The sequence below is a fragment of the Streptomyces sp. GS7 genome (assembly GCF_009834125.1).
GTDB lineage: Bacteria > Actinomycetota > Actinomycetes > Streptomycetales > Streptomycetaceae > Streptomyces.
In genome coordinates, this window is the sequence record NZ_CP047146.1 from 7,651,493 (window position 1) to 7,676,240 (window position 24,748).

Sequence of the window (24,748 nt, forward strand, 5' to 3'; positions counted from 1 at the left end):
GGCGCGTCGGCCTCTTGGCCGGATCACCGGTCGGGTTGGGCGGGGCGCGGTCGGGCGCCCGTCTCAGCCCCGCGCCGTCGGGTGCGGGCTCGCGGACGTCAGGGCCTCGGCCGCTGCCTGGCCGCAGACCCGGGCGGCGCCGTATGTGGCGATGTGGGGGGTGCCCCGAGGCGGGGACTGGGGGACGCCCATCTCGATGACCGCGGTGCGGGGGCGGGCGGTCAGCAGGGTGTGCAGGGCGTCGGCCATCCAGGGGTGGCGGTGGACGTCGCGGACCACGGCCACGACGGGGCGGCCGGCGGCGTCGGTGAGCAGGGCCTCGACGAGGTCGGCGGGGCCGGTCCGGGCGGCGTCGTGCGCGGTGTAGGTGGCGGTCCGGGTGCCGGGGAGGAGCCGGGACAGTTCGGCGGCGACGCCCCAGGGGGTGTCGTCACCGACCGCGATGTTGGCGAGGGGGGTGAACGCCGCGACATAGGCCGGGGCGGTCAGGGGTTCAAAGGGGGTGACGGATGTCAGGCGCAAGGCACGGCGGGCCGCGGTGAGGCCGATGCCGGGTGCGGGCGCGGCACCCTCCCCCGCGCCCGCACTCCGGGTCCAGCGCGCCAGGGCGCGCACCCGTGCCGCGGCGTCGGCGAGCCGCTCCTCCGGCAGTTCGCCGTCGCGCACCGCCCGTACGAGGGCGTCGCGCAGCCGCAGCACGGTGTCCTCGTCGGCCAGTCCGCCGCCCACGCAGATCGCGTCGGCGCCGGCCGCGACGGCCAGGACGCTGCCGCGTTCGATGCCGTAGATGGCGGAGATGGCGCGCATCTCCATGCCGTCGGTGACGATCAGGCCGTCGAAGCCGAGGCCGCCGTCGGTGGCGGGGGCGCGCAGCAGGCCGTGCAGGGCGGCCGGGCTGAGCGTGGCCGGGTGCTCGGCGTCCAGGGCGGGCAGCAGGATGTGCGCGCTCATCACGGCCCGGGTGCCGGCGGCGATCGCGGCGCGGAACGGCACCAGTTCGCGCTCCTGAAGGGTGGCCAGGTCGGCGGTGATGCGCGGCAGGTCGTGGTGCGAGTCGACGGCGGTGTCGCCGTGGCCGGGGAAGTGCTTGGTGCAGGCGGCGACGCCGGCGGACTGCAGGCCCTCGACGTAGGCGGCGGTGTGCCGGGCGACGCGCAGCGGGTCGGCGCCGAAGGAGCGGACGCCGATGACGGGGTTGGCGGGGTTGGAGTTGACGTCGGCGGAGGGGGCCCAGTTGAGGTTGATGCCGCAGTCGGCCAGCCGGCGGCCGAGTTCGCGGGCGACGTCGCGGGTCAGCGCGGTGTCGTCGACGGCGCCGAGCGCGAGGTTGCCGGGGAAGGAGGAGCCGCCGCGCACTTCGAGGCGGGTGACGTCGCCGCCCTCCTCGTCGACGGCGACCAGCAGGTCCTCGCGGATGCCCCGCAACTGGCCGGTGAGGGCGGCGAGTTGCTCGGGGCTGTGCACATTGCGTCCGAAGAGGCCGACGGACACCAGGCCCTCGTCGAGGCGGCGCAGCAGCCAGTCGGGGGCGGTGGTGCCGGTGAAGCCGGGCTGGAGCACGGCGAGGGCGTCCCGGGTGAGGGTGTCGGCGGAACGGATGACGGTGGCCATGGTTATCCCTTCACTGCGCCGGAGGTGAGACCGCCGACCGCCTTGCGTTGCAGGATCAGGAAGAGGATCAGGATCGGGATGGCGAAGAGCGTGGCGGCGGCCATGGTGGCGCCCCAGTCGTTGCCGAACTGGGTCTGGAACTGGGAGAGCCACAGCGGCAGGGTGCCGGCGCCGGGCTCCTTGTTGAGTACGAGCACGAGCGGGAACTCGTTCCAGGCGGTGATGAAGCCGAAGAGGGAGGTGGCCATCAGGCCGGGCGCCAGCAGCGGGAGGACGACCCTGACGAACGCCTGCCGGCGCGAGCAGCCGTCGACCATCGCGGACTCCTCCAGCTCCTTGGGGACCGCGGCGACATAGCCGCGCAGTGTGAGGAGGGTGAAGGGCAGCACCATCAGCATGTAGAAGAAGGTGAGCGGCAGCAGGCTGTTGAGCAGGTCAGCGTCCCGGACGATCAGGTAGATCGAGATCACCATGACCTCCCAGGGTGCCATCTGGGCGACCATGAAGGTCAGCAGGATTCCCTTGCGGCCCTTGAAGCGCATCCGTGCGATGGCGAACGCGCCGCAGAGCGCGATCAGCAGCGAGAGCCCGACGGCGAGCACGGTCACGATGACGGAATTTCCGGCCAGCCGCCAGAAGTTCGGGGCGTTCACCGCGGTCGCGAAGTGCTCGACGGTGCCGTGGAGCGGGAACCACACGGGGTCCTTGCTGATGATGTCCTGGGTCGGCTTGAAGGCCGTGCTGAACATCCAGTACACGGGGAAGACGAAGCCGAGCGCGAGGACCACCGCCGTCGCGTTGGGCCAGATCCGGCCGGCGAGCGAGCGCCTCACAGCGCGTCCTCCTCTTGCCTGAGCGTCAGGCGCAGGTAGTAGGCGGTCACGACCAGCAGTACGGCGATGGTCAGCAGCGAGATCGCGGCGCCCATCCCGAAGTGGAGGTTGCCGACGCCCTCGGTGAAGGCGTAGATCGGCAGCGTCTCGGTGAGCCGGTTCGGGCCGCCCTGGTTGATGGCGAAGATCTGCGGAAACGCCTTGAAGACCCAGATGACTTCGAGGAACGTCGTGGCGAGGAAGAAGGGCTTGAGGAACGGGAAGGTGACGGAGGTGAAGACCTTCCAGGTGCCGGCGCCGTCCATCCGGGCCGCTTCGTAGAGCTCCTTGGGGATGGTCGTGGTGGCGGCGTAGAGGTTGAGGGCCACGAAGGGCAGCGACTGCCAGACGATCAGGACGGTGATGACGAAGAAGGTTGACAGCTGGGTGCCGACCCAGTCGTAGCCGGCCATGGAGTGCCAACCGAGCCTGTTCAGGACCCAGTTGACGACGCCGTAGCGGGAGTCGAAGAGCCACTGGAAGACGGTGGTGGCGGCGATCACCGGCATCGCCCAGGCCAGCACCAGCGCGACGGACAGCACCAGCCGCATCTTCTTGCCGAGCCGGGCGAGCAGCAGCCCGATCAGCGTGCCGAACACCATGATCAGTACGACGTTGGCGCCGGTGAAGACGACGGTGCGCAGGGTGACCCGCCAGAACTGCGAGCTGCCCAGGATTTCCTGGTAGTTGCCGATGCCGCGCCAGTCGGTGAGGTGCTGGATCAGCTCCTTCATGTTGAGGTTCTGGAAGGAGAGCACCAGGTTGCGGACCATCGGCCAGCCGAGGAAGACCGCGGTCGCCAGCAGGGCCGGGAGCAGCAGGAGGTACGGCGCGCCGCGGGCTGCCCGGCCGCGCCGCGCGGGCGGCGGGCCCTCCTTGCCGGTCCGCGGCGCGGTCCTGCCCGCCGCGCCGTCGAGCTGCACTGCCATGAGCGTGTGGTCCCCTCGTTGCCGTGGATGCGGCGGTCGTCCCGTGGAAGCGGCGGTCGTCCCGTGGATGCGGCGGTGCGTACGGGCGCGGGCCCGGAAGGCCGTCCGGCCCGTACGCGGCCGGTGGGCGGCTACTGCTTGGCGAGCCGCGCGTTGATCTCGGACTCGATGTCCTTGGCGGCGTCCGCCGGGGCCTTGCCGCCGAGGACGGCGGTCATGTAGTCCTTGATCGGGTTCGGCACGTTCTCGACCGCGGCCCACTGGGGGATCAGCGGGGTGGTTCCGCCGGACTTCGCGGCGGCGGGTGCGGCAGCCGCGGCGGCCGGGTTCTCCTTGGCGGCGCCGGCCAGGGCCGGGGACTTGGGCGTCCAGCCGGCTTCCCTGACCATCTGCGCGTCGTTGTCCTTGGAAAGTGCGACCTTGAGGAACTCCTTGGCGAGTTCCTGGTTCTTGCCCATTCCGGCGACCGCGAAGTTGGAACCGCCCAGGAAAACGCCCTCGGGCTTGGCGGCGGTCTCCCCCGGGATGGTGAAGAACCCGATGTCGTCCTTGATCTTCGGGTTGGTCTTGACGGCCTCGGCGGCCTCGTATCCCATGGCGATGATGGCGCCGGTCTTCCCCTTGGCGAAGACCTCGGCCTGCTGTGGAGTGGCCTCGTCCTTGTTCTTCGGGGCGGTACTGAACGCCTGGTACTGCTTGTAGATGTCCATGGCCTTGGCGACCTTGGGGTCACCGAGGTTGGACACCCATTTACCGCCCGCCTGCTTCACCAGGTCGGCGCCGGTGCCGATGGTCAGGCCGTCGAAGAAGTACCAGTTCTGGCCCGGGAGATAGAGCGGTTCGGCATCGGTCTTGCTCCTGATGGCATCGAACGCCTTGAAGAGTTCGGCGCGTGTGGTGGGCAGGGACGTGATCCCGGCCTGGGCCCAGATCTTCTTGTTGTACATCACCACGCGGTTGCCGGCGTACCACGGCAGCGCGTACTGCTTCCCGTCGACCATCGCGGCCTTGTTGAAGGCGTCGCTCCAGTCCGCGCCGATTTCCTTCTTCAGATCGCCGAGGTCGGCCAGTGCGCCGGCCTTGGCATAGGCGGCGGTCTGGGTGTTGCCGATCTCCACGACGTCCGGCGGGGTGTCCTCGGAAAGGGCAGTGCTCAGTTTCTGCTGAATGCCGTTCCACTGCTGGACCTTGAATTCGACGGTGGCGCCGGTCTTCTTCGCGAATTGCTCGGAGACCTGTTTGGTCCACTGCGCCGGATTGGAACCGTCCATCACCCAAACGGTCAGCTTCCGGCCCTTGAAGCCGTCCGCGCCGTTGCCGCCGCTCGACCCACAGGCAGCGATGCTCATCAGCATTCCCGCGACCGCCGTCGCCGCTATGAGTCCACGCTTCATTGCGTTCTCCCCCTCAAGGACGGGTGTGGTCTTTAATGGTTTAGACCAGTGCCCGCAGCTTGGCCTAGACCTTTTGGGGTGTCAAGGGTGTATAAGAGTCGCTGTCAGGTCCGTTACCGGACCGACATCTGCCGGGCCGGGAGCCGCGCGGGAACAGCCGCGTCCCACCCGTGCCACGATGTGAGCCGCTACGTACGGAGGAGCCGGTGACGGCAGCACGACAGGAGTCGGAGAGGCGGGTCATGGAGACCGACGCGGGCAGTGCCGAGAACGGCGGCGGCGCGACGCGCACCGCCCGGGTGCCCAAGTACTACCGCCTCAAGCGGCACTTGCTGGAGATCACCGAGACCCTGCCGCCCGGCACCCCGGTCCCGCCCGAGCGCACCCTCGCCGCGGAGTTCGACACCTCCCGCACCACGGTCCGCCAGGCCCTCCAGGAACTGGTCGTCGAGGGCCGCCTGGAGCGCATCCAGGGCAAGGGCACCTTCGTCGCCAAGCCCAAGGTCTCCCAGGCGCTGCAACTGACCTCCTACACGGAGGACATGCGCGCCCAGGGCCTGGAGCCGACCTCCCAGCTGCTGGACATCGGCTATGTCACCGCCGACGACCGGCTGGCCGGGCTGCTCGACATCGCCGCCGGCGGCCGGGTACTGCGCATCGAGCGGCTGCGGCTGGCCAGCGGCGAGCCGATGGCCATCGAGACCACCCACCTGTCCGCCCGGCGGTTCCCGGCGCTGCGCCGCAACCTCGTCAAGTACACCTCCCTGTACACCGCGCTCGCCGAGGTCTACGACGTCCGGCTCGCGGAGGCCGAGGAGACCATCGAGACCTCGCTCGCCACCCCGCGCGAGGCCGGCCTCCTGGGCACCGACGTCGGCCTGCCGATGCTGATGCTCTCCCGGCACTCCCTCGACGCCCAGGGCCGGCCGGTGGAGTGGGTGCGCTCGGTCTACCGCGGCGACCGCTACAAGTTCGTGGCCCGACTCCAGCGCCCGGCCGACTGAGCCGCGGACGCCCCGCCCGCGCGGCACCGGCCCCTGCCCGCGGGCGCGCCCCGGCACGCTCCCGCGGACGCGCCCCGACGCCTGTCCGATCCGGACACGCCGTCCCCGGGCTCGTCCGCCCGCCCCCGGCCGCGCCGACGGCCGCCCCGCCCAACGCACCGACGCCATACCGATATGCGGACAGCTAGTGACGCGCGCCACGTCACTGGCCTAAATTCATGCCGATTACACAGGAGTTCGCCAGGGACGGAGCCACGGGCATGACAGAGAAAGCCGATTCACCGGACCGCAGACCGGTCGTCACGCCCGGACGCGTGGTGGCCGGATTGTGCCTGCTCGCTCCGTTCGTGGCGATGCTGTGGGTGAGTTCGTACGCCAGGATCGAGCCGACGCTCATCGGGATCCCGTTCTTCTACTGGTACCAGATGGCGTGGGTGCTGATCTCGACCGCGCTCACCACGATCGCCTACAAACTCGTCCAGCGTGAGCAGCGCGCCCGCAAGGACGGTGCGGACCAGTGACGTTCACCTCCACCACCTCCACGGACCTCGCCGGCGCCCAGCTCGCCGCCGCCACCAAGGGCGTCAACGGCGTCGCGCTGGCCGTCTTCGTCTTCTTCTTCCTGGCCGTCACGGTCCTGGGCTTCCTCGCCGCCCGCTGGCGACAGGCCGAGCAGTCCGCCAACCTCGACGAATGGGGCCTGGGCGGACGCAGCTTCGGCACCTGGATCACCTGGTTCCTGCTCGGCGGCGACCTCTACACCGCGTACACGTTCGTGGCCGTCCCGGCGGCGATCTACGCGGCGGGCGCGTCCGGGTTCTTCGCCGTCCCGTACACCATCCTCGTCTACCCGCTGATCTTCACCTTCCTGCCCCGCCTGTGGTCGGTCTCGCACAAGCACGGGTACGTCACCACCTCGGACTTCGTACGCGGGCGGTTCGGCTCCAAGGGGCTGTCGCTGGCCGTGGCGCTCACCGGCATCCTGGCCACGATGCCGTACATCGCGCTCCAACTGGTCGGCATCCAGGCCGTCCTGGACGTGATGGGCATCGGCGGCGGGGAGCACACCAACTGGTTCGTCAAGGACCTGCCGCTGCTGATCGCGTTCGCCGTGCTGGCCGCGTACACCTATTCCTCGGGCCTGCGCGCGCCCGCGCTGATCGCGTTCGTCAAGGACGGGCTGATCTACCTCGTCATCGGGGTGGCGATCGTCTACATCCCGATCAAACTGGGCGGGTTCGACGCCGTCTTCCAGTCGGCGCACCAGGCGCTGGCCCAGACCGGACCGACCGGCAAATTGCGCGGTGAACTGACCAGCGGCCCCAACGCCCAGTGGGCGTACGCCACTCTGGCGCTCGGATCGGCGCTGGCGCTGTTCATGTACCCGCACTCGATCACCGCGACGCTGTCCTCGCGCAGCCGCAACGTGATCCGCCGCAACACCACGATCCTGCCCCTGTACTCGCTCATGCTGGGGCTGCTGGCGCTGCTCGGCTTCATGGCGATCAAGGCCGGTACGGACATCAAGGGCAACCCGCAGCTGGCGATCCCGCAGCTCTTCGCGGACATGTTCCCCAGCTGGTTCGCCGGGGTCGCCTTCGCCGCGATCGGCATCGGCGCGCTGGTGCCCGCGGCGATCATGTCGATCGCCGCCGCCAACCTCTTCACCCGCAACGTCTACAAGGACTTCCTGCGGCCCGGCGCCACCCCCGAGCAGGAGCACAGGGTCGCCAAGCTGGTCTCCCTCCTGGTCAAGGTCGGCGCGCTGGCCTTCGTCCTCACCATGGACAAGACGGTGGCGATCAACTTCCAGCTGCTGGGCGGCATCTGGGTCCTGCAGACCATGCCGGCGCTGGTGGGCGGCCTCTTCACCCGGTGGTTCCACCGCTGGGCCCTGCTGGCCGGCTGGGCGGTCGGCATGCTCTACGGCACCCTCGCCGCGTACGGGGTGGCCAGCCCGACCCAGAAGCACTTCGGCGGCTCCAGCGCGGAGATCCCCGGCATCGGCCAGATCGGCTACATCGGCCTGACCGCCTTCGTCCTGAACGTGGTGGTGGCGGTCGTCCTGACGTTCGCCCTGCGGGCCTTCAAGGCTCCCGAGGGCACCGACGAGACCTCCCCCGACGACTACACCGCCGACCTCGGCGACGAGGGCGTCACGGCCGACCTGCCGCCCGCCACGGCGGGGGCGCCGGCGGGGCACTGACCGCTGTCAACTCCGGCGGAGGGCCGCCGCGTTCACCAGGGACGCGGCGGCCCTCTCGTGTGCGGCACGGCAACCGCGCAGGATCAGTGGACCCAATCCTTCAGCGGCTCGGTGTCGAGGGTGATGCCAACCGGGTCCGGTAGGTGGAGCGACTTGCCGTACGACACGGTGCGCACGAGCTCGTAGCGCTCCCCGTCGGGCTCGCTGTAGACCGACAACTGGCACGACTTCCGGTCGATCAACAGGTAGAGCGGGATGCCGGTTTCGGCGTAGGCCCTGGGCTTCTCCACCCGGTAGCACTGCTCGGTTCCGGAGTCGTGCGAGGTGACCTCGACGGCCATCAGCACGGGGTCGGGGTCGGCCCATTCGCCCTGGCCCCCAAAAGAGCCACTGGGGGCCAGCGAGCCGTCCGGGTGAGCACGACCCTCGCGGTACGTCTGCGCCTTGAGCCCCTGGCTGTAGAGCCAGAGTTCGGGGCGGTGCTGCAGGCAGATGCGCGTGAGCCACTGAATGATCCGCCCGTGGTCCCCGTCCGGCAGGGGCTTGCTCCTGGCCTTCCCGTCGATGAGTTCCCACCGCACGCCCTCTTCCAGGCAGGCGAGTATCCGGGCGGCCTCTTCAAAGTGCTCGGCGTCCATGATGTGCGGGCGGTCGGCGAGCGCGGACATGGCGCTTCTCCTTGCTGTCGGACCGAGCAGGGAATGCAGAACCGACGATAGCCGAGGCCACCGACAGAAACCGCTTGATCACTCACCCCGCACTAGATGTGGGGGTGCGCGCCAGAGGCGACCACCACATGTATGCTCGTCCTCGCTGTCGCCGCAGGGGAATCCGGTGTGAATCCGGAACTGTCCCGCAACGGTATGCGTGCGCACCACCGGTCGTTCCGTACGGCCCGGTCGTGCGTCCCTGAGTCCGAGGACCTGCCGACGGCACGCCCGCACCGCCATCGGTGCGGCGTCGACACGTCCGGGCCCCGAGGGTTGGGCCGATGGACGCCGTGCGGCCTGCCCGCGCGCCCCTGACCGTCACGGGGTGCCGCCTGCCCGCGTGCGCCCGTCGCGCCGCCGCTCTCCTGGCCCCCGCCGAGTGAGGGAGAGCATCACGTGACCATCGCGCCAACGGAACCCGCGTCAGCCGCCGGGGTTGTGCAGCCCGCGGCGGCCACGCCTCCCCTCGGCTCGGACGGGCCGGGCACCGCGCTGCTGCGCGCCCTGACCGAGCTGACCGCGGATCTGCCCGAGACCGACCCCGGCAAGGTGGCCGCCGCCGCGCTGCGCGGCCGGCACCCGGGCTCCGACGAGGCCGAGTTGCGGTCGCTGGCGATCGACGCCGCGGCGGGTCTGATCGGCGACGAGCCGCAGTACTCCAAGCTCGCCGCGCGCCTGCTCACCCGCGCCGTCGCCGAGGAGGCGGCCGGCCAGGGCGCGGTCTCCTTCTCCGCCTCCGTGGCGACCGGTCACCGGGAGGGGCTGATCGCGGACGGGACCGCGGAGTTCGTGCGGACGCACGCCGAGCGGCTGGACGCGCTGGTGCACGGTGCCCTGGCGGACGGCGCCGACGACCGTTTCGGGTACTTCGGGCTGCGGACGCTGCACTCGCGCTACCTGCTGCGCCACCCCACCACCCGGCAGGTCATCGAGACCCCGCAGCACTTCCTGCTGCGGGTGGCCTGCGGCCTGGCCGAGGACGACTCGGCGCGGGCGCTCGCGGACGTCGCCGAGCTGTACCGGCTGACCAGCACGCTGTCCTACCTCCCCTCCTCCCCCACGCTGTTCAACTCCGGTACGCGGCACCCGCAGATGTCCTCGTGCTATCTGCTGGACTCGCCGCTGGACGAGCTGGACTCGATCTACGACCGCTACCACCAGGTGGCGCGGCTCTCCAAGCACGCGGGCGGCATCGGCCTCTCGTACTCCCGCATCCGCGCCCGCGGTTCGCTGATCCGCGGCACCAACGGGCACTCCAACGGCATCGTGCCGTTCCTGCGCACCCTGGACGCCTCGGTCGCGGCGGTCAATCAGGGCGGCCGGCGCAAGGGCGCGGCCTGCGTCTACCTGGAGACCTGGCACGCCGACATCGAGGAGTTCCTGGAGCTGCGCGACAACACGGGCGAGGAGGCCCGGCGCACCCACAACCTCAACATCGCGCACTGGATCCCGGACGAGTTCATGCGCCGGGTCGAGGCGGACGCCGACTGGTCGCTGTTCTCGCCGGCCGACGTGCCGGAGCTGGTCGACCTGTGGGGCGAGGAGTTCGACACTGCGTACCGGGGGGCGGAGGCCGCGGGCAAGGCCCTCAAGCAGATCCCGGCCCGGGTGCTGTACTCCCGCATGATGCGGACCCTGGCGCAGACCGGCAACGGCTGGATGACGTTCAAGGACGCCGCCAACCGCACCGCCAACCAGACCGCCGAGCCGGGCAACGTCGTGCACTCCTCCAACCTCTGCACGGAGATCCTGGAGGTGACCGACGACGGGGAGACCGCGGTCTGCAACCTGGGGTCGGTCAACCTCGCGGCGCATCTCGGCGAGGACGGCCGGATGGACTGGGAGCGGCTGGACGCCACCGTCCGTACGGCCGTCACCTTCCTCGACCGGGTGGTGGACATCAACTTCTACCCGACCGGGCAGGCCGCCGCCTCCAACTCCCGCTGGCGCCCGGTCGGTCTGGGCCTGATGGGCCTGCAGGACGTCCTGTTCCGGCTGCGGCTGCCGTTCGACTCGGCGGAGGCGCGGGAGCTGTCGACCCGTATCTCCGAGCGGATCATGCTCGCCGCCTACGAGGCGTCCGCCGACCTCGCCGACCGGCACGGCCCGCACCCGGCCTGGTCCGCGACCCGTACGGCCCGCGGTGTGCTGCACCCGGACCACTACCCGAACGCCGAGCCCCGCTGGGCGGACCGCTGGGCGGCGCTGCGCACCCGCGTCGCCGCGACCGGGATGCGCAACTCCCTGCTGCTGGCGATCGCGCCGACCGCCACCATCGCCTCCATCGCCGGTGTGTACGAGTGCATCGAGCCGCAGGTCTCCAACCTCTTCAAGCGCGAGACGCTGTCCGGTGAGTTCCTCCAGGTCAACGCGTACCTGATCGAGGAGCTCAAGGCCCTGGGCCTGTGGGACGCGCGGACCCGGGACGCGCTGCGGGACGCCAACGGCTCCGTACAGGACGTGAGCTGGATCCCCGAGGACGTCCGGCACCGCTACCGCACCGCGTGGGAGATCCCGCAGCGCGCGCTGATCGACATGGCCGCGGACCGTACGCCCTATCTGGACCAGAGCCAGTCGCTGAACCTCTTCATGGCACAGCCGACCATCGGCAAGCTCAGCTCGATGTACGCCTACGCCTGGAAGCGCGGCATCAAGACGACCTACTACCTGCGCTCGCGGCCGGCGACCCGGATCGCCCAGTCGGCCCGCGCCGCGACCGTCCCCGCGCAACCGCCGGTGACCGACCCCGAGGCGGTCGCCTGCTCCCTGGAAAACCCCGAGTCCTGCGAGGCATGCCAGTAATGTCCACCCCCGCCGCCGACCGCCCCAAGAACCTCCTCGACCCCGGGTTCGAACTGACCCTGCGCCCCATGCGGTACCCGGACTTCTACGACCGCTACCGGGACGCGATCAAGAACACCTGGACCGTCGAGGAGGTCGACCTCCACTCCGACGTCGCCGACCTCGCCAAGCTGTCCCCCGGCGAGCAGCACATGATCGGCCGGCTGGTCGCGTTCTTCGCCACCGGTGACTCGATCGTCGCCAACAACCTGGTGCTGACCCTCTACAAGCACATCAACTCCCCGGAGGCGCGGCTCTACTTGAGTCGTCAGCTCTTCGAGGAGGCGGTGCACGTCCAGTTCTACCTGACGCTGCTGGACACCTACCTCCCCGATCCGGACGATCGCGCCGCCGCCTTCGCGGCCGTGGAGAACATCCCGTCCATCCGGGAGAAGGCGCAGTTCTGCTTCCGGTGGATGGACCACGTCGAGCAGATGGAGCGGCTGGAGACCAAGGCCGACCGCCGCCGCTTCCTGCTCAACCTCATCTGCTTCGCGGCCTGCATCGAGGGGCTGTTCTTCTACGGCGCGTTCGCGTACGTCTACTGGTTCCGGTCGCGCGGTCTGCTGCACGGGCTGGCCACCGGCACCAACTGGGTCTTCCGCGACGAGTCGATGCACATGGAGTTCGCCTTCTCGGTGGTGGACACGGTCCGCGAGGAGGAGCCGGACCTCTTCGACGACGCGCTCCGGCAGCAGGTCACCGACATGCTCAAGGAGGCCGTGGAGGCGGAGCTCCAGTTCGGCCGGGACCTGTGCGGCGACGGACTGCCCGGGATGAACACCGAGTCGATGCGCGAGTACCTCCAGTGCGTCGCCGACCAGCGGCTGCAGCGGCTGGGCTTCCCGCCGGTCTACGGCTCGGAGAACCCGTTCTCCTTCATGGAACTCCAGAACGTCCAGGAGCTGACCAACTTCTTCGAGCGGCGGGCCTCGGCCTACCAGGTCGCCGTCGAGGGCTCGGTCTCGTTCGACGACGAGTTCTGACCGACACGTCCGCGCACCTCTCCGCACCCTGACGACCGGCGCGTTCCGGCCACCCGCCAATTGTGAGCGTTCGATTAGCGGGTGGCCGGACCGGCAACCGGAGCCACCTCCACCGCATCTACGCGAGTATGGAGGGCACGAAAAAACGTCGCCGGTACTTCGACTATCCGCGCCAGGGGAAGCGGGGCCTGCGCCGCTGGCTGCCGTCATGGCGGCTGTGGCTGGGCTGCTGCGCCTTCGGAGTCGCCTGCCTGGCCGGGCTGTTCGCGGTCGTCTACGCCAAGGTCGACATCCCCAACGAGAACGCGCTGGCCAACAAGGAGGCCACCGTCTACTACTGGGCGGACGGCAGCCAGATGGTCAGCGTGGGCGCGGTCAACCGGCAGAACGTCACCCTCGACAAAGTGCCGGAACACGTCCAGGACGCGGTGATAGCCGCCGAGAACGCCACCTTCTACAGCGATTCCGGCGTCTCCTTGACCGGTATCGGCCGCGCCGTGGTGAACATGCTGTCCGGCGGGGACACCCAGGGCGGCTCCACGATCACCCAGCAGTATGTGAAGAACACCTATCTCTCCCCGGACCAGACTGCCACCCGCAAGGTGAAGGAATTCATCATCGCGCTGAAGGTCAACAACCAGAAGTCCAAACGGGAGATACTGCGCGGCTATCTCAACACCAGCTGGTTCGGCCGCGGTTCGAACGGCATTCAGGCGGCGGCGCACGCGTACTACGGCATCGACGCCAAGGACCTGAACCCCAGTCAGGGGGCCTTGCTGGCGTCCCTGCTGAAGGGCGCCGAGCAGTACGACCCGGGGCTGGGCAAGGCCAATCACGAGCGGGCGGTGGCGCGCTGGAAGTGGATACTCGACCGGCTGGTCGCCACCGGGAAGATGAGCAAGGAAGAACGGGCCACGTACCAGGAATTCCCGGAGCCGCGCCCGGTGGCCAAGCCCACCAGCCAGGCCGGCCAGATCGGCTATCTCGTCGATATCGCCAACAAGTTCGTCAAGAGCGCCACCGGGCTGACCGACAAGGACCTGGCCCGCGGCGGGTACCGCATCCGCACCACCTTCGACAAGGAGCGCACCCGCCGCCTGGAAAAGGCGGTCGACGACGTCCGCGGCCGGAACATCGACCCGGAGAAGCGCCCCGAGGACACCTACGCGGAATTCGGCGCGGCCTCGGTACGCCCCAAGGACGGGGCGATCGTCGCGCTGTACGGCGGCGCCGACGCCACCCGGCACTTCAGCAACAACGCGGACACCTCCGCGGTCCCGGCCGGCTCCGCCTTCAAGCCGTTCGTGCTCGCGGCGTCCCTCCAGCAGGACGCCGAGGAGTTCGGCGACCAGCCGCGCCCGGCGGCCGTGGAGAAGCGGTCCGGGGATCTGCGCGGCGCCCTGATGCGGGCCGAGAACGCGCCGTTCGTGCAGGCCGGGCAGCGCCTCGGGCTGGAGCGGATCCGGGATCTGGCGCTGGACGCCGGGCTGCGCAAGGAGAGCCTGGCGCAGCTGGAGCAGACCTTCCCGCTGGGCACCTCGGCACCCAGCGCGATCCGGCTGGCCAGCGCGTACACCACCTTCGCCAACGGCGGGCTGCACGCCGAGCCGTACGCGGTCTCGAAGATGACCTACGGCGGGCAGAGCGTGCAGGGCTTCGACCGCACCGACCCCCAGCGGGTCCTCGACCCCGAGGTGGCCCAGCAGGTGACCTGGGCGCTGGAGGGGGTGGGCTGGCGGACGCTCGGCTCACCGGGCGGCAAGCCGGCCGGCCGGCCGGTCGCGGCGGGGGCCACCGAGCCGGGGGACCGGATGAAGTCGGCGTGGTTCGTCGGCAGCCCGCCGTCGGACACCGGCCCCCTCTGGGACGCCGGCTCCCGCGTCCGTACCGACCGCGCCCCCGCAGCCGGCAAGGGCGCCGGTGACGGCGATGAGCCCACCACCGCCATCACCCTCTTCCGGAACAAGCCGGGAGCGCCCCAGCTGCTGCCGCTGAACGGCGTCGGCGGCCCCGGCAGCGGGCTGGGCACAGCCCTCCCGCCCCAGGTCTGGGCCGCCTACCAGGGCGCGTCGTAGGGCCCCGCGCGCCCCGTTCAGTCGTTGGCGACGACGGGGTAGCGCGGCTCCCGCTCGGCCATCTGCTTCAGCGCGTCCTTGCGGTCGCGCTTGGAGAGCCGGTCGATGTAGAGGTAGCCGTAGAGGTGGTCGGTCTCGTGCTGGAGGCAGCGCGCGAAGTAGCCGGTGCCCTGGACCACGATCGGCTCGCCCTTGGCGTCCTGGCCGCGGACCACCGCGTAGTCGGGGCGCGGCAGCTCGGCGTAGGCGCCGGGGACGGACAGGCAGCCCTCGTTGGAGTCGTCCAGGACCCGGCGCCCGGCGGGCAGCTCGTCCAGGACGGGGTTGCAGACCGCGCCGACGTGCCGCACGCCCTCGTCGTCCAGGCAGTCGTAGACGAAGACCTTCAGGTCCACACCGATCTGGTTGGCGGCCAGGCCGACGCCCTCGGCGGTGCGCTGGCTGGCGAACATGTCGTCGATGAGCTGCGCGAGCGCGTCGTCGAACGCGGTGACGTCCTTGCACTCCTTGTGGAGCACCGGGTTGCCGACCACGGTGATCGGGCGCGAGGTGCCGCGCTCGCGGTGGGCCGCCTCGCGCTCCTTCGCGTCCGTGACGTCGTCGACGAACTCGTCGCTCACCTGCTGGTCACTCTCCTGCTGAGCCATCTCCGCCGTACGCCTTCCTGAAAACCCTGATGGTCGCCGTACAGCCTACGGGGACGCGCTCCGGCTCTCAGCAGACCTCTTCAAGATCGCGCCATTCCCGGCTGTCCGGGCTGTCCGCGACCCAGCCGTCCAGCAGACCGCGTACCAGGGCGGCGGGCGCGGCGATCCCGCACTCGCGCTCGGGGACCCACAGCGAGCCGGAGCCGGCCGTGCGGTGCCCCAGCGGCCCCGGGTGGCCCGGTTCGCTGTGGTCGTGCGGATCCAGGTGTTCGCCGTCGCCCTCGTCGCTGGGCATCCGGCTCTCCGAGCACGTACGGCACAGCAGCCGCACCGACGACGACCAGTCCTCGGCGGCGAACCCGGCGTCGGCCGCCAGCCGCTCCAGCGCGTCCCGGTCGGCTTCCGTGGCGGCCTCCAGGAGCACCACCCAGGTGGGGACCGGGGACGGCGCCCACAGCTCGATCTCGTCGAAGACCGGATACGCCCGGCTGGCGCCGCCGGCCGCGGTGATCCGCTCGCCGTGCGGGACGCCGTCGTGCAGCACGACCTCGCCCCAGCGGCGCCCGGAGGACGGCAGCGGGATGGACAGCACCTCGATACGGGCCGGGTCCAGCCGGCGGCCCCAGACCACCTCGGCCTCGCCCTCGGGCGAGAGCCGGACCGCGGCGCTGCCCAGGGCCATCCCCAGCGGCTCACCGGTCGGGGAGCCCTCGCCGGGGGCCTTGAGGCCGTATGCCTGCCAGGCGCGGCGGGCCAGCGGCCAGTCCTGGAGGGCGGTGGCGGCGATGCCCACGTTCCACCAGTCGGGCGCCCCGGTCTCGCGGTCCAGCAGGGCGACCGCGCGGAGCCCGGCGGCCCGCGCCTGCTCCCAGTCGTGCCGGAACTTGTGCAGCAGCGCGAGATTGAACCAGGACTCCGACAGCCAGGGCTCCATGTCCGCCGCGCGCGTCAGCAGCGCCCCCGCGTCCTCGTAACGGCCGTCGCCGATCAGCGTGAAAGCGCGGTCGGTCGCCTGCCGCCACGAGGCGGAGGGCCGGTGCCGTACCTTGCCGAAGATCCTCACGATTCCCGCCTGCTGGTTGCTCTTGTGCCGCTCCGGAGGCGCCCCGGACGGTGCCCGGGGCCTTCTGGGGGCCCACTCGACAACTTGCCACAGATTGCCGTCGGGCTCAGCCCGGTGTGCTGCGCCCCCCTTGCGGCTCCTTGCCCTTCGCCGACCCCCTGAATCCCCCTTCGGGGGGCTTCCTTCGCATCCAACCATGCCCATCTCGCAGGGCGCTCATTACCCATGGGTTCCATGACGGTGGACGGGCCGCGAACGCTGCGCGGTGGGGCGCCGTATCCGCCCGTTCCACGCCCCGGCGCAGGGGCGCCGGGCTCAGGCGCCGCCCGCCGGGCCCCGGCCCGCCCGGCCGCCGTGCGCCAGGACCCGGGACAGCGCCTCGACGACCCGCGGCTCGTGGTCCTGCGCGGTGGCCAGCCGCAGCCCCTCCAGAGCGCGCAGCGGCGCCCCCGGCCCCCCGGAGCGCGCGGCGAGATCGTCGTAGGCGTTGACGGTGCGGACGATACGGGCGGTGACCGGCTGCTCCCGGTACGGATCCGCCTGCCGCTCGACGATCACCGCGACCTCGGCGGGCACGCCGGTCTGCCGTACGACGGCGCCGCCCAGCAGCGCGATCCGGCGCTGTTCGGCGGTCGGCAGGGCGGCGGTGGCACCGCCCGGGACCGGGTCGACGAGCGAGAGCTGGCCGATGTCGTGCATCAGCGCGGCGCATTCGAGGACGTCCAAGTCCGCCGCGCCCAGCCCCAGTTCACGGCCCACCGCGCGGCTCAGCGCGGCGACCCGGCGGGCGTGGCCGGGCCGGGTGTAGCCGGCGATCTCGGTGGCGCGGGCCAGCGAGGCGATGGTCTGGCGGTAGGTGGCGCGCACCGCCGTGTACCGGCGGAAGGCGAACTGGGTGAGCAGCAGCGGCAGGCAGAACACCGGCAGCGCCCACAGTCCGACGACCGCGGTGGCCAGCGCGATGACCACGCCGGTCGCGCAGATGGCCGACCCGATCCCGGGCAGCGCCCGCAACTCGTCGCGCAGCAGCGGCCCGTAGGGCCAGCCGGTACGGGCCCGGGCCAGCGCCGCCGCCAGCACCGCGTCGCACAGCACGGTCAGCGCCAGCAGCCCGACCAGGAACAGCGGGCGGAGCGGACCGGCCGCGCCCCAGGTGCGCAAGGTGCCGGTGTCGTACAGGGGTTGGAAGCAGGTGGCGGCGAAGCCGACGGTCAGCACCCGGCGGGCGAGCGGGTCCAGTGCCGGGCTGCCGCCCCGGACGACATACGGGACGAGCCCCACCAGACCGCCCGCCACCACCACCGCCACGGTCTGCGGTACGCCGTGGCTCGTCGGCCGCCCGCCCACCTCGCCGAGCAGCGCGTACGCCAGCGCCCCGGCGGCGCCGAGCGGCGCGCTCTCCCACCGGCCGGGGCCGGCCCGCTCCGTGGGGCAGCGGCGCACCACCTCGCCCACCGCGATCAGCACGCCGAAGGCCAGCGCGTTCGCGGGCTCGGCGACCCCCTCCCACAGGGTCCGGCCCAGGCCCCAGCAGGCGAGCGCGGCGGCGGGAACGTAGACGCAGGCGACGGTGCGGCGGCCGGTCACCGGACGCCGCCCCGCCCGGCGCCCGACCGGGGCGCCCGCACCGGCGGGACGTTTCCGCGGGCCGCCGGGAGTCCCGGGTCCGGCTCCCCCGCCGTCACCTCGTCCGGGTGCCAGCCGTGCCGGTGGAGCGCCGCCGCCAGCGCCCGGACCATCCGCGGGTCGAACTGCGCCCCGGCGCACCTGCGCAGCTCCGCCACGGCGGCCGGAACCGGGCGGGCGCGGCGGTAGGAGCGGGTGGAGGTCATCGCGTCGAAGGCGTCCGCGACGGCCACCACCCGGGCGAACTCCGGAATTTGACGACCCGTCAGCCCGTAGGGATAGCCGCGCCCGTCCACCCGCTCGTGGTGGTGCAGGATCGCCGCCCGCGCCTCGCCCAGGAAGCCGATCCCGCGCACGATCTCATGCCCGTACTCGGGGTGCAGCTCGATGATCCGCCGCTCCTCGGGGGTCAGCGGCCCGTCCTTGCGCAACAGCCGGGTGGGCACGCCGAGTTTGCCGACGTCGTGCAGGATCCCGGCGAACCGCAGCACCTCCAGCCGGTCCTGCGCCATGCCCAGCTCCCGGGCGATCATCACCGACGCCCGGCCGACCCGCTCGCTGTGCCCGCGGGTGTAGCGGTCCTTGATGTCGACGGCCTGGACGAGGGCGCGGATGGTGGCCTGGTGGGCGGCGCGTTCGCGGTGGTACTGGGCGAACACCCAGCAGGAGAGGTACACCGGCAGCAGCACCAGCAGCGCCGCCGGCGGCCCGTACACGCTGCGCCAGAGCACCGCCATCATCAGCCCGGCCAGTCCGTGCACCAGATGCGGCCCCAACGAACGGGGCAGCAGCCCGCGCCAGGCGGTGCGCACGGGGTGCCGTTCGGCGGCCGCCAGCACCCCGCCGTCCAGCGCCGCGAGCACCGCGCAGAACGCCGCGGAGGCGGCCGCGGCGGGCAGCAACAGGATCGGGAAGTGCGGTGCGGACAGCGCGTGCCGGCCGAAGGGCCGGAAGACCCCGAAGACCTGGCCGGCCGTCCAGCAGGCGAGGGCGAGTTCGGCGGCGTGCCAGAGCCGGCGGACGGCGGGCCAGGGCGCGGCGGCCCGGGCGAGCAGGGCGCCCGGGACGGCGGTCAGCGCGGCCAGCGGCGGGGGCAGCAGCAGCGCCCCGGCGAGCAGGACCGGCGTCGCCCACCCCTGGGGAAAGGAGCCGGACTCCTCGGCCGGGCCGCCCGCACCGCCGGCGCGCCGCCGCAGGCCCTCGGTCAGCGGGCAGCGGCGGAGCCGTTCGCAGAGTCCGTACAGGGCGGCGAGTGCCAGGGCGCCGCTCCAGGGGGCGGCGGCGCCGAGCCGGATCGCGGGGGCCGTGCACAGCGCGGCGGCCAGGGCGGCGCAGCCGACATACACCCGCGCGGTCACCGGGAGTTCCCGCATCGCGCCCTCCTCACCCTGCCCCAGCGCACGCCCCGGCACGGCCGCGACCGCGGTACACGGGGGTTCGGCGAGAATAGAGGGGCCTGGGCGCCGCAGAGGGCGCATCAGCGGATCGGGCGGGACGAATCGCCCCAGCCCTCACCCCTTAGGGTGATGCGCGGCGTTATTCGGCGCGCGCCGTCTTGCTGCGTGCTTCGGTCTTCCCGGCGGGCTCGGCCGCGTCCGCGCCGGAGCCGCCGGACGCCTCCGCCGCACGCTCCCGCTGGGCCTGCTCATGCCGGGCCTGGTCGAGCACGCTGACCTCGGGCACGGCCTCCCCGGCCCGGATCAGGTCGATCCGGCCCATGACCTTGGAGCGCAGGTCGGAGGGGACGTCATCGTGGCCGCAGCAGCGCTTGACGAGCTTCTTGACGGCCTGCTCCAGGCCGTACTTCTCCAGGCACGGCGAGCATTCGTCGAGATGGACCTGGAACTCCGCGCACTCCCCCGCCGGCATCTCGCGGTCGAGATACTCGTAGAGGTGGTCAAGGACCTCTGAGCAGTCCTTCTCGTGCGGCTCTCCGCAGCTCATGATCCCGAGCCTTTCCGGTCGTGCGGCTCCGACGCCGGCGCGGGCTGCGTCTTCGCAGCCGTCGCCCCCGCCGGGACCAGCCCGCGCTCGCGGGCGTAATCCTCCAGCATGCCGCGCAGTTGGCGCCGGCCGCGGTGCAGACGGGACATCACCGTGCCGATGGGTGTCCCCATGATGTCCGCGATCTCCTTGTACGCAAAGCCCTCGACGTCCGCGAGATAGACCGCGATGCGGAATTCCTCGGGGATCGCCTGGAGCGCGGCCTTCACGTCCGAGTCCGGAAGGTGGTCGAGCGCCTGCGACTCGGCGGAGCGCAGACCCGTCGACATGTGCGACTCGGCGCGCGCCAGCTGCCAGTCCTCGATCTCGTCGGCGGCGCTGCGCTGCGGCTCCCGCTGCTTCTTGCGGTAGGAGTTGATGAAGGTGTTCGTGAGGATGCGGTACAGCCAGGCTTTGAGGTTGGTCCCCTCCCGGAACTGGTGGAAGGACGCGTACGCCTTCGCGTACGTCTCCTGCACCAGGTCCTCCGCGTCGGCCGGATTGCGCGTCATGCGCAGCGCGGCGGAGTACATCTGGTCGAGGAAGCCGAGGGCGTCCCGCTCGAAGCGCGCGTTGCGCTCGGCGTCGCTCTCCTGCCGACCAGCGGTCTGCTCTCCCGCCGTGCCGTCGGTCCCTGCGTCGGTACCGGTGACCGGACCCACCTCCTCCAACCCCGTGGCGGATCCAGCCGCGGACCCACTCGATTCGGAGAATAGACGACGATCCGGTACCGCCGCCGCTCCAACGAGGGCGGGCTGTGCCACCTGCATCGGCGACCACTTCAGGTCGGCGGCCGGGCGGGCCGGGCAAGCGATTCCCATGCGGCGGACTCCCATTCCTCGTGCTGCGCTGGACGTACTCCACTGCCTACGCCAGGCACAACAGCGGCCGCGTCCCGGATCATTCCCGGTCCGCCGCGGGACTTCCGCGCAGGTCCGGCGGGATCCGGCCCACGGGAGGCGCGTCCCGGGCCGGTCAGCCGAACATGCCGTCCAGCCACGCCACCACCGCGTCGGTGAGCTGTGCCATCGACTCCGCCTCGGTCACCCCCGCCGACTTCGGCACGGCGAAGCCGTGGTCGCCGTGGTCCACCTCGGTGATCTCGGTGCCCGCCGGGAACTCCGCCGGCCGCCCGAAGGGGTCCCGGCCACCCTGGACGACCAGCGTCGGCACCCCGGCGCCCGTCAGCTCCTCCGCCCGCGACTTCTCCGGCCTCCCCGGCGGGTGCAGCGGGAAGCTCAGCGCCAGGACGGCGTGGGCACCCAGCTCGCGCGCCGTACGGCAGGCCACCCGGGCGCCCGCGCTGCGACCGCCCGCGACCACCGGCAGCCCCGGCTTCTCCAGCGCCGGCCAGAGCGCGGTCCACCCGGCGTCCAGGGTCTTCGGCGCGGGAGCCAGCTTCTTGCCGGCCACCCGCCACGGCTGCTCGACCAGCGCGACCGTGTACCCGCGGGCCGGCAGCGTCGCCGCGAGGGCCCGCAGGTCGCGGGCCTCGATGCCGCCGCCCGCGCCGTGGCCGACGGCTACCACGGCCCGGGACGGCTCGGCGTCCCGGTACCAGGTGATCCGCGCGTCGCCGGCAGGTGTGCCGACCGTCTCGCTCTCGTTCGCCCCTGTGCTCATACGCCCATCCTGCCCGCGGCGCACCGGGAAGGGCACCGCAGCGCGCCCCGGGCCCCTAGAAGAGCGTGCCGACCTCGGGGCCGTCCAGCTCGGTGACCAATTCCGGCCCGTTGTTGCGGACGTTGCTGACGCCGGTCGGGACGGGATGGGCCCGCATCAGCCCGGCCGGCGGGGGCGCCAGCAGCTCGCGGACCTCGTCGGGGTCGGTGCGGGCCGGGTCCAGCCAGGCGTCCCAGCGGTCCGGCGGCAGGACCAGCGGCATCCGGGGGTGGATGTCGGCGAGCGACTGCGGGCCCTCGGCGCCGGCGGCCCCGGCGAGCGGGGTGGTCTCGGCCTCGGTGGTGACGACGGTGCAGGTCGCCCACCAGGCCAGCGGGTGGTCGCCGGGCAGCGTGCGGTCCCGCCAGAACTCGTACAGCCCGGCCATCGCCATCACCGACCCGTCCGCGGGCGTCACGAAGTACGGCTGCTTGCGGGGCCGCTTCCGCCTGCCCTGCTCCTCCAGCTCCCGCTCGGCGGCGTCGGTGACCCACTCGAAATAGCCGTCGCCGGGGAGCAGGCAGCGGCGGGTGGCGAACGCCTGCCGGAAGGACGGCTTCTCGTGCACCGTCTCCGCCCGCGCGTTGATCATCTTCGCCGCGGCCTCGGGTGATTTCGACCACGACGGGACCAGGCCCCACTTGAGCGTGCGCAGCTGGCGCACCGGGCCGGGCGGGAAGGCGGCGGCCGCCTCGCCCTTGAGGGGACGTTCCAGTACCACCCGCACGTTGTCCGTCGGAGCGATGTTCCAACTGGGCGCCAGGGTCTCCTTCGGGTCCCACCGCTGTACGCCGAAGATCCCCGTCAGTTCCTCGGGGCGACGGCTCGCCGCATACCTACCGCACATGCATGCCACACTGCCATGCCACACGAAGGGGAGACATGGACACCCACCACATCACCGACGTATGGGACCGGGTCTTCGGGGCCCAGCCCGATCCGGGCCTCTGGCTGGTGATCGTCACGGGCGTGCTCGCCCTCGGCGCCGTCGTCCCGCGCACCGCCTGGCGGCTCTCGCGCAACGCCGTCACCATCGCCCACGAGGGCGGCCACGGGCTGATCGCCCTGGTCACCGGCCGCCGCCTGGACGGCATCCGGCTGCACTCGGACACCTCGGGGCTGACCGTCTCCCGGGGCAAGCCGCACGGCCTGGGCATGGTGCTGACCGCCGCGGCCGGCTACACAGCCCCGTCCCTGCTCGGCCTGGCGGGCGCCGCGCTGCTCGCCTCCGGACACATCACGGCCCTCCTGTGGGGCGCCACCGCGCTGCTGCTGGCGATGCTGGTGATGATCCGCAACGCGTACGGCGTGCTCACCGTCGTCCTCGCGGGCGGCACCTTCCTGCTGGTCTCCTGGCTGACGACACCGCAGGTGCAGGCGGCGTTCGCGTACGCGGTGGTGTGGTTCCTGCTGCTCGGCGGGATACGGCCGCCCTTCGAGCTCCAGGGCAAGCGGCGGCGCGGCGGCGCCGTGGACTCCGACCCGGACCAGCTCGCCCGCCTGACCCACGTCCCGGCGGCCGTCTGGCTCGGGTTCTTCCATGTGTTGACGCTGTGCTCCCTGATGGGCGGCGGGCGCTGGCTGCTCGGCCTCTGACCGGCCGCGCCCCGTGGCGGGCGGCGCCGTCCGGCCACCGGTGACCCGTATTCCGTACGGCGGTGGCGCCCCGTATACGCCTCTGGCCAGCGGCTGCACTACCAGTGCCATGTTTCGTGCAGGTTGCGCCGCTTTTGATCAAGATCGGCACCCTTGCCCAGCCATTAAAGTAAGGGCATGACCGAGAGCCCCGCACTCCCCGCCCTGTGGCCCGCCCCCGTAGCCCCGGGGGCGGTCGATGCCACCGTCACTGTGCCCGGCTCGAAATCGGTCACGAACCGCGGCCTGGTCCTGGCCGCCCTCTCCTCCGAGCCCGGCTGGCTGCGCCGCCCGCTGCGCTCCCGCGACACGCTCCTGATGGCCGAGGCGCTGCGCACCATGGGCGTCGGCATCGAGGAGACGGCCTCGTCCAGCTCCTCCGGCCCCTCCGGCACGGCCGGCGGCGAGGCGTGGCGGATCATCCCCGCCGGGCTGCACGGCCCGGCCACCGTCGACGTCGGCAACGCCGGCACGGTCATGCGCTTCCTGCCGCCGGTCGCCGCGCTCGCCGACGGCCCCGTCCGCTTCGACGGCGACCCCCGCTCCTACGAGCGCCCGCTGGGCGGTGTCATCGACGCGCTGCGCGCCCTCGGCGCCCGTATCGACGACGACAACCGCGGCGCCCTCCCGATGACGGTGTTCGGCGGCGGCGCCCTGGAGGGCGGCAGGGTGGAGATCGACGCCTCCTCGTCGTCCCAGTTCGTCAGCGCCCTGCTGCTGTCCGCGGCGCGCTTCAACCAGGGCGTCGAGGTCCGCCACGTCGGCGCGGCGCTGCCCTCGATGCCGCACATCCGGATGACCGTCGACATGCTGCGCGGCGTCGGCGCCCAGGTGGACACCCCGGAGGCGGGCGGCGAGCCGAACGTCTGGCGGGTCACCCCCGGTGCCCTGCTCGGCCGCGACCTGGTCGTCGAGCCGGACCTCTCCAACGCCCAGCCCTTCCTGGCCGCGGCGCTGGTCACCGGCGGCCGGGTCACCATCCCGGACTGGCCCGAGCGCACCACCCAGCCCGGCGACGCGCTGCGCGAGATCTTCACCGCCATGGGCGGTTCCTGCGAACTGACCGACCAGGGGCTGACCTTCACCGGCAGCGGCCGGATCCACGGCATCGACGTCGACCTCGGCGAGGTCGGCGAGCTGACCCCGGGCATCGCCGCGGTCGCCGCACTCGCCGACTCCCCCTCCACGCTCCGCGGCGTCGCCCACCTGCGGCTGCACGAGACCGACCGGCTCGCCGCGCTCACCAAGGAGCTCAACGAACTCGGCGGCGACGTCACCGAGACCGCCGACGGGCTGCACATCCGGCCGCGCCCGCTGCACGGCGGCATCTTCCACACCTACGAGGACCACCGGCTGGCCACCGCCGCCGCGGTCATCGGCCTCGCCGTCGAGGGCATCGAGGTGGAGAACGTCGCCACCACCGGCAAGACGCTGCCCGACTTCCCCGGCCTGTGGACGGACATGCTCGATCCGGCGGTCCCCGCCCGGAGAGCCTGAGAGCAGC

The 24,748-nt window shown here is 71.9% G+C and carries 21 protein-coding genes and 1 riboswitch; of the genes, 8 read left to right on the forward strand and 13 right to left on the reverse strand.

The features are described 5' to 3' along the window. Nucleotides 1-63: 63 nt before the first annotated feature. The 4 genes from GR130_RS33185 to GR130_RS33200 all read right to left on the reverse strand — a co-directional run bounded on the left by GR130_RS33185 (nucleotide 64) and on the right by GR130_RS33200 (nucleotide 4,806). Entirely contained in the window at nucleotides 64-1,611 is a 1,548-nt protein-coding gene (locus tag GR130_RS33185) for a glycoside hydrolase family 3 protein (RefSeq protein WP_159508123.1), read from the reverse strand. Between the two features lie 2 nt (nucleotides 1,612-1,613). Further along, nucleotides 1,614-2,444 (reverse strand): carbohydrate ABC transporter permease, encoded by an 831-nt coding sequence (locus GR130_RS33190; protein WP_159508124.1) that lies wholly within the window; start codon nucleotides 2,442-2,444, stop codon nucleotides 1,614-1,616. Then, nucleotides 2,441-3,412, reverse strand: a complete 972-nt coding sequence (locus GR130_RS33195) for a carbohydrate ABC transporter permease (RefSeq protein WP_159508125.1) — start codon at nucleotides 3,410-3,412, stop codon at nucleotides 2,441-2,443. The genes GR130_RS33190 and GR130_RS33195 overlap by 4 nt, the downstream gene beginning before the upstream one ends. Before the next feature lie 131 nt (nucleotides 3,413-3,543). After that, nucleotides 3,544-4,806, reverse strand: a complete 1,263-nt coding sequence (locus GR130_RS33200; RefSeq protein WP_159508126.1) for an extracellular solute-binding protein — start codon at nucleotides 4,804-4,806, stop codon at nucleotides 3,544-3,546. 242 nt (nucleotides 4,807-5,048) lie between these two features. Here GR130_RS33200 and GR130_RS33205 point away from each other — a divergent pair, with 242 nt between their 5' ends. The 3 genes from GR130_RS33205 (at nucleotide 5,049) to mctP (ending at nucleotide 8,016) form a co-directional block, all read left to right on the forward strand. Next, nucleotides 5,049-5,810 (forward strand): GntR family transcriptional regulator, encoded by a 762-nt coding sequence (locus GR130_RS33205; protein WP_159510370.1) that lies wholly within the window; start codon nucleotides 5,049-5,051, stop codon nucleotides 5,808-5,810. Between the two features lie 260 nt (nucleotides 5,811-6,070). Continuing rightward, complete coding sequence (locus tag GR130_RS33210) at nucleotides 6,071-6,331, forward strand: DUF3311 domain-containing protein (RefSeq protein WP_159508127.1); 261 nt, start codon at nucleotides 6,071-6,073, stop codon at nucleotides 6,329-6,331. 77 nt (nucleotides 6,332-6,408) lie between these two features. Beyond that, nucleotides 6,409-8,016 carry a monocarboxylate uptake permease MctP gene (gene mctP / locus GR130_RS33215; protein ID WP_159510371.1) on the forward strand — a complete coding sequence of 536 codons (1,608 nt, stop codon included), beginning with the start codon at nucleotides 6,409-6,411 and terminating at the stop codon, nucleotides 8,014-8,016. An 83-nt stretch (nucleotides 8,017-8,099) separates the two neighbouring features. Here the strand turns inward: mctP and GR130_RS33220 are convergent, their stop codons facing one another. Further along, a complete protein-coding gene (locus GR130_RS33220; protein ID WP_159508128.1) occupies nucleotides 8,100-8,684 on the reverse strand; it encodes a Uma2 family endonuclease in 585 nt (194 codons plus the stop codon). A 126-nt stretch (nucleotides 8,685-8,810) separates the two neighbouring features. Further along, nucleotides 8,811-8,961, forward strand: a riboswitch (cobalamin riboswitch). A 161-nt stretch (nucleotides 8,962-9,122) separates the two neighbouring features. On the opposite strand from GR130_RS33220, the gene GR130_RS33225 reads away from it, so the two are divergent. The 3 genes from GR130_RS33225 (at nucleotide 9,123) to GR130_RS33235 (ending at nucleotide 14,628) form a co-directional block, all read left to right on the forward strand. Next, a complete protein-coding gene (locus GR130_RS33225) occupies nucleotides 9,123-11,528 on the forward strand; it encodes a ribonucleoside-diphosphate reductase subunit alpha (protein ID WP_159508129.1) in 2,406 nt (801 codons plus the stop codon). After that, nucleotides 11,519-12,553 (forward strand): ribonucleotide-diphosphate reductase subunit beta, encoded by a 1,035-nt coding sequence (locus tag GR130_RS33230; RefSeq protein WP_159508130.1) that lies wholly within the window; start codon nucleotides 11,519-11,521, stop codon nucleotides 12,551-12,553. The genes GR130_RS33225 and GR130_RS33230 overlap by 10 nt, the downstream gene beginning before the upstream one ends. A gap of 128 nt (nucleotides 12,554-12,681) precedes the next feature. After that, nucleotides 12,682-14,628, forward strand: a complete 1,947-nt coding sequence (locus GR130_RS33235) for a transglycosylase domain-containing protein (protein ID WP_159508131.1) — start codon at nucleotides 12,682-12,684, stop codon at nucleotides 14,626-14,628. A 17-nt stretch (nucleotides 14,629-14,645) separates the two neighbouring features. Here GR130_RS33235 and def read toward each other — a convergent pair whose 3' ends face one another. The 8 genes from def to GR130_RS33275 form a co-directional block, all read right to left on the reverse strand. Next, nucleotides 14,646-15,275 (reverse strand): peptide deformylase, encoded by a 630-nt coding sequence (gene def, locus GR130_RS33240; RefSeq protein WP_159508132.1) that lies wholly within the window; start codon nucleotides 15,273-15,275, stop codon nucleotides 14,646-14,648. A gap of 67 nt (nucleotides 15,276-15,342) precedes the next feature. Beyond that, nucleotides 15,343-16,338, reverse strand: a complete 996-nt coding sequence (locus tag GR130_RS33245) for a tetratricopeptide repeat protein (protein WP_159508133.1) — start codon at nucleotides 16,336-16,338, stop codon at nucleotides 15,343-15,345. A 315-nt stretch (nucleotides 16,339-16,653) separates the two neighbouring features. Further along, on the reverse strand, nucleotides 16,654-17,925 hold the full coding sequence (locus GR130_RS33250; protein WP_159508134.1) for an HD-GYP domain-containing protein: 1,272 nt from the start codon (nucleotides 17,923-17,925) through the stop codon (nucleotides 16,654-16,656). Beyond that, on the reverse strand, nucleotides 17,922-19,337 hold the full coding sequence (locus GR130_RS33255; protein ID WP_159508135.1) for an HD-GYP domain-containing protein: 1,416 nt from the start codon (nucleotides 19,335-19,337) through the stop codon (nucleotides 17,922-17,924). The genes GR130_RS33250 and GR130_RS33255 overlap by 4 nt, the downstream gene beginning before the upstream one ends. Before the next feature lie 163 nt (nucleotides 19,338-19,500). Then, nucleotides 19,501-19,908, reverse strand: a complete 408-nt coding sequence (rsrA, locus tag GR130_RS33260) for a mycothiol system anti-sigma-R factor (protein WP_159508136.1) — start codon at nucleotides 19,906-19,908, stop codon at nucleotides 19,501-19,503. Then, nucleotides 19,905-20,609, reverse strand: coding sequence for a sigma-70 family RNA polymerase sigma factor (locus GR130_RS33265; protein ID WP_201305066.1), 705 nt, complete (start codon nucleotides 20,607-20,609; stop codon nucleotides 19,905-19,907). Before GR130_RS33265 ends, rsrA begins: the two co-directional genes overlap by 4 nt. A gap of 313 nt (nucleotides 20,610-20,922) precedes the next feature. After that, a complete protein-coding gene (locus GR130_RS33270) occupies nucleotides 20,923-21,570 on the reverse strand; it encodes an alpha/beta hydrolase family protein (protein ID WP_159508138.1) in 648 nt (215 codons plus the stop codon). A gap of 55 nt (nucleotides 21,571-21,625) precedes the next feature. Beyond that, nucleotides 21,626-22,456 carry an SOS response-associated peptidase gene (locus GR130_RS33275; RefSeq protein ID WP_159508139.1) on the reverse strand — a complete coding sequence of 277 codons (831 nt, stop codon included), beginning with the start codon at nucleotides 22,454-22,456 and terminating at the stop codon, nucleotides 21,626-21,628. A gap of 35 nt (nucleotides 22,457-22,491) precedes the next feature. Between GR130_RS33275 and GR130_RS33280 the strand changes: the two genes are divergently transcribed. After that, nucleotides 22,492-23,205: a M50 family metallopeptidase gene (locus tag GR130_RS33280; RefSeq protein ID WP_159508140.1), complete on the forward strand. Its 714-nt coding sequence runs from the start codon at nucleotides 22,492-22,494 to the stop codon at nucleotides 23,203-23,205. Nucleotides 23,206-23,382: 177 nt separating this feature from the next. Then, entirely contained in the window at nucleotides 23,383-24,741 is a 1,359-nt protein-coding gene (aroA, locus tag GR130_RS33285; RefSeq protein ID WP_159508141.1) for a 3-phosphoshikimate 1-carboxyvinyltransferase, read from the forward strand. The last annotated feature ends 7 nt before the right edge of the window (nucleotides 24,742-24,748 follow it).

What these genes read in the sequence shown, in the direction of transcription:
- GR130_RS33185 (WP_159508123.1), bottom strand. Translation starts at nt 1,611, where the DNA reads ATGGCCACCGTCATCCGTTCCGCCGACACCCTCACCCGGGACGCCCTC.
- GR130_RS33195 (WP_159508125.1), bottom strand. Translation starts at nt 3,412, where the DNA reads ATGGCAGTGCAGCTCGACGGCGCGGCGGGCAGGACCGCGCCGCGGACC.
- GR130_RS33200 (WP_159508126.1), bottom strand. Translation starts at nt 4,806, where the DNA reads ATGAAGCGTGGACTCATAGCGGCGACGGCGGTCGCGGGAATGCTGATG.
- GR130_RS33205 (WP_159510370.1), top strand. Translation starts at nt 5,049, where the DNA reads ATGGAGACCGACGCGGGCAGTGCCGAGAACGGCGGCGGCGCGACGCGC.
- GR130_RS33210 (WP_159508127.1), top strand. Translation starts at nt 6,071, where the DNA reads ATGACAGAGAAAGCCGATTCACCGGACCGCAGACCGGTCGTCACGCCC.
- GR130_RS33220 (WP_159508128.1), bottom strand. Translation starts at nt 8,684, where the DNA reads ATGTCCGCGCTCGCCGACCGCCCGCACATCATGGACGCCGAGCACTTT.
- GR130_RS33230 (WP_159508130.1), top strand. Translation starts at nt 11,519, where the DNA reads ATGCCAGTAATGTCCACCCCCGCCGCCGACCGCCCCAAGAACCTCCTC.
- GR130_RS33235 (WP_159508131.1), top strand. Translation starts at nt 12,682, where the DNA reads ATGGAGGGCACGAAAAAACGTCGCCGGTACTTCGACTATCCGCGCCAG.
- def (WP_159508132.1), bottom strand. Translation starts at nt 15,275, where the DNA reads ATGGCTCAGCAGGAGAGTGACCAGCAGGTGAGCGACGAGTTCGTCGAC.
- GR130_RS33255 (WP_159508135.1), bottom strand. Translation starts at nt 19,337, where the DNA reads ATGCGGGAACTCCCGGTGACCGCGCGGGTGTATGTCGGCTGCGCCGCC.
- rsrA (WP_159508136.1), bottom strand. Translation starts at nt 19,908, where the DNA reads ATGAGCTGCGGAGAGCCGCACGAGAAGGACTGCTCAGAGGTCCTTGAC.
- GR130_RS33270 (WP_159508138.1), bottom strand. Translation starts at nt 21,570, where the DNA reads ATGAGCACAGGGGCGAACGAGAGCGAGACGGTCGGCACACCTGCCGGC.
- GR130_RS33275 (WP_159508139.1), bottom strand. Translation starts at nt 22,456, where the DNA reads ATGTGCGGTAGGTATGCGGCGAGCCGTCGCCCCGAGGAACTGACGGGG.
- GR130_RS33280 (WP_159508140.1), top strand. Translation starts at nt 22,492, where the DNA reads ATGGACACCCACCACATCACCGACGTATGGGACCGGGTCTTCGGGGCC.
- aroA (WP_159508141.1), top strand. Translation starts at nt 23,383, where the DNA reads ATGACCGAGAGCCCCGCACTCCCCGCCCTGTGGCCCGCCCCCGTAGCC.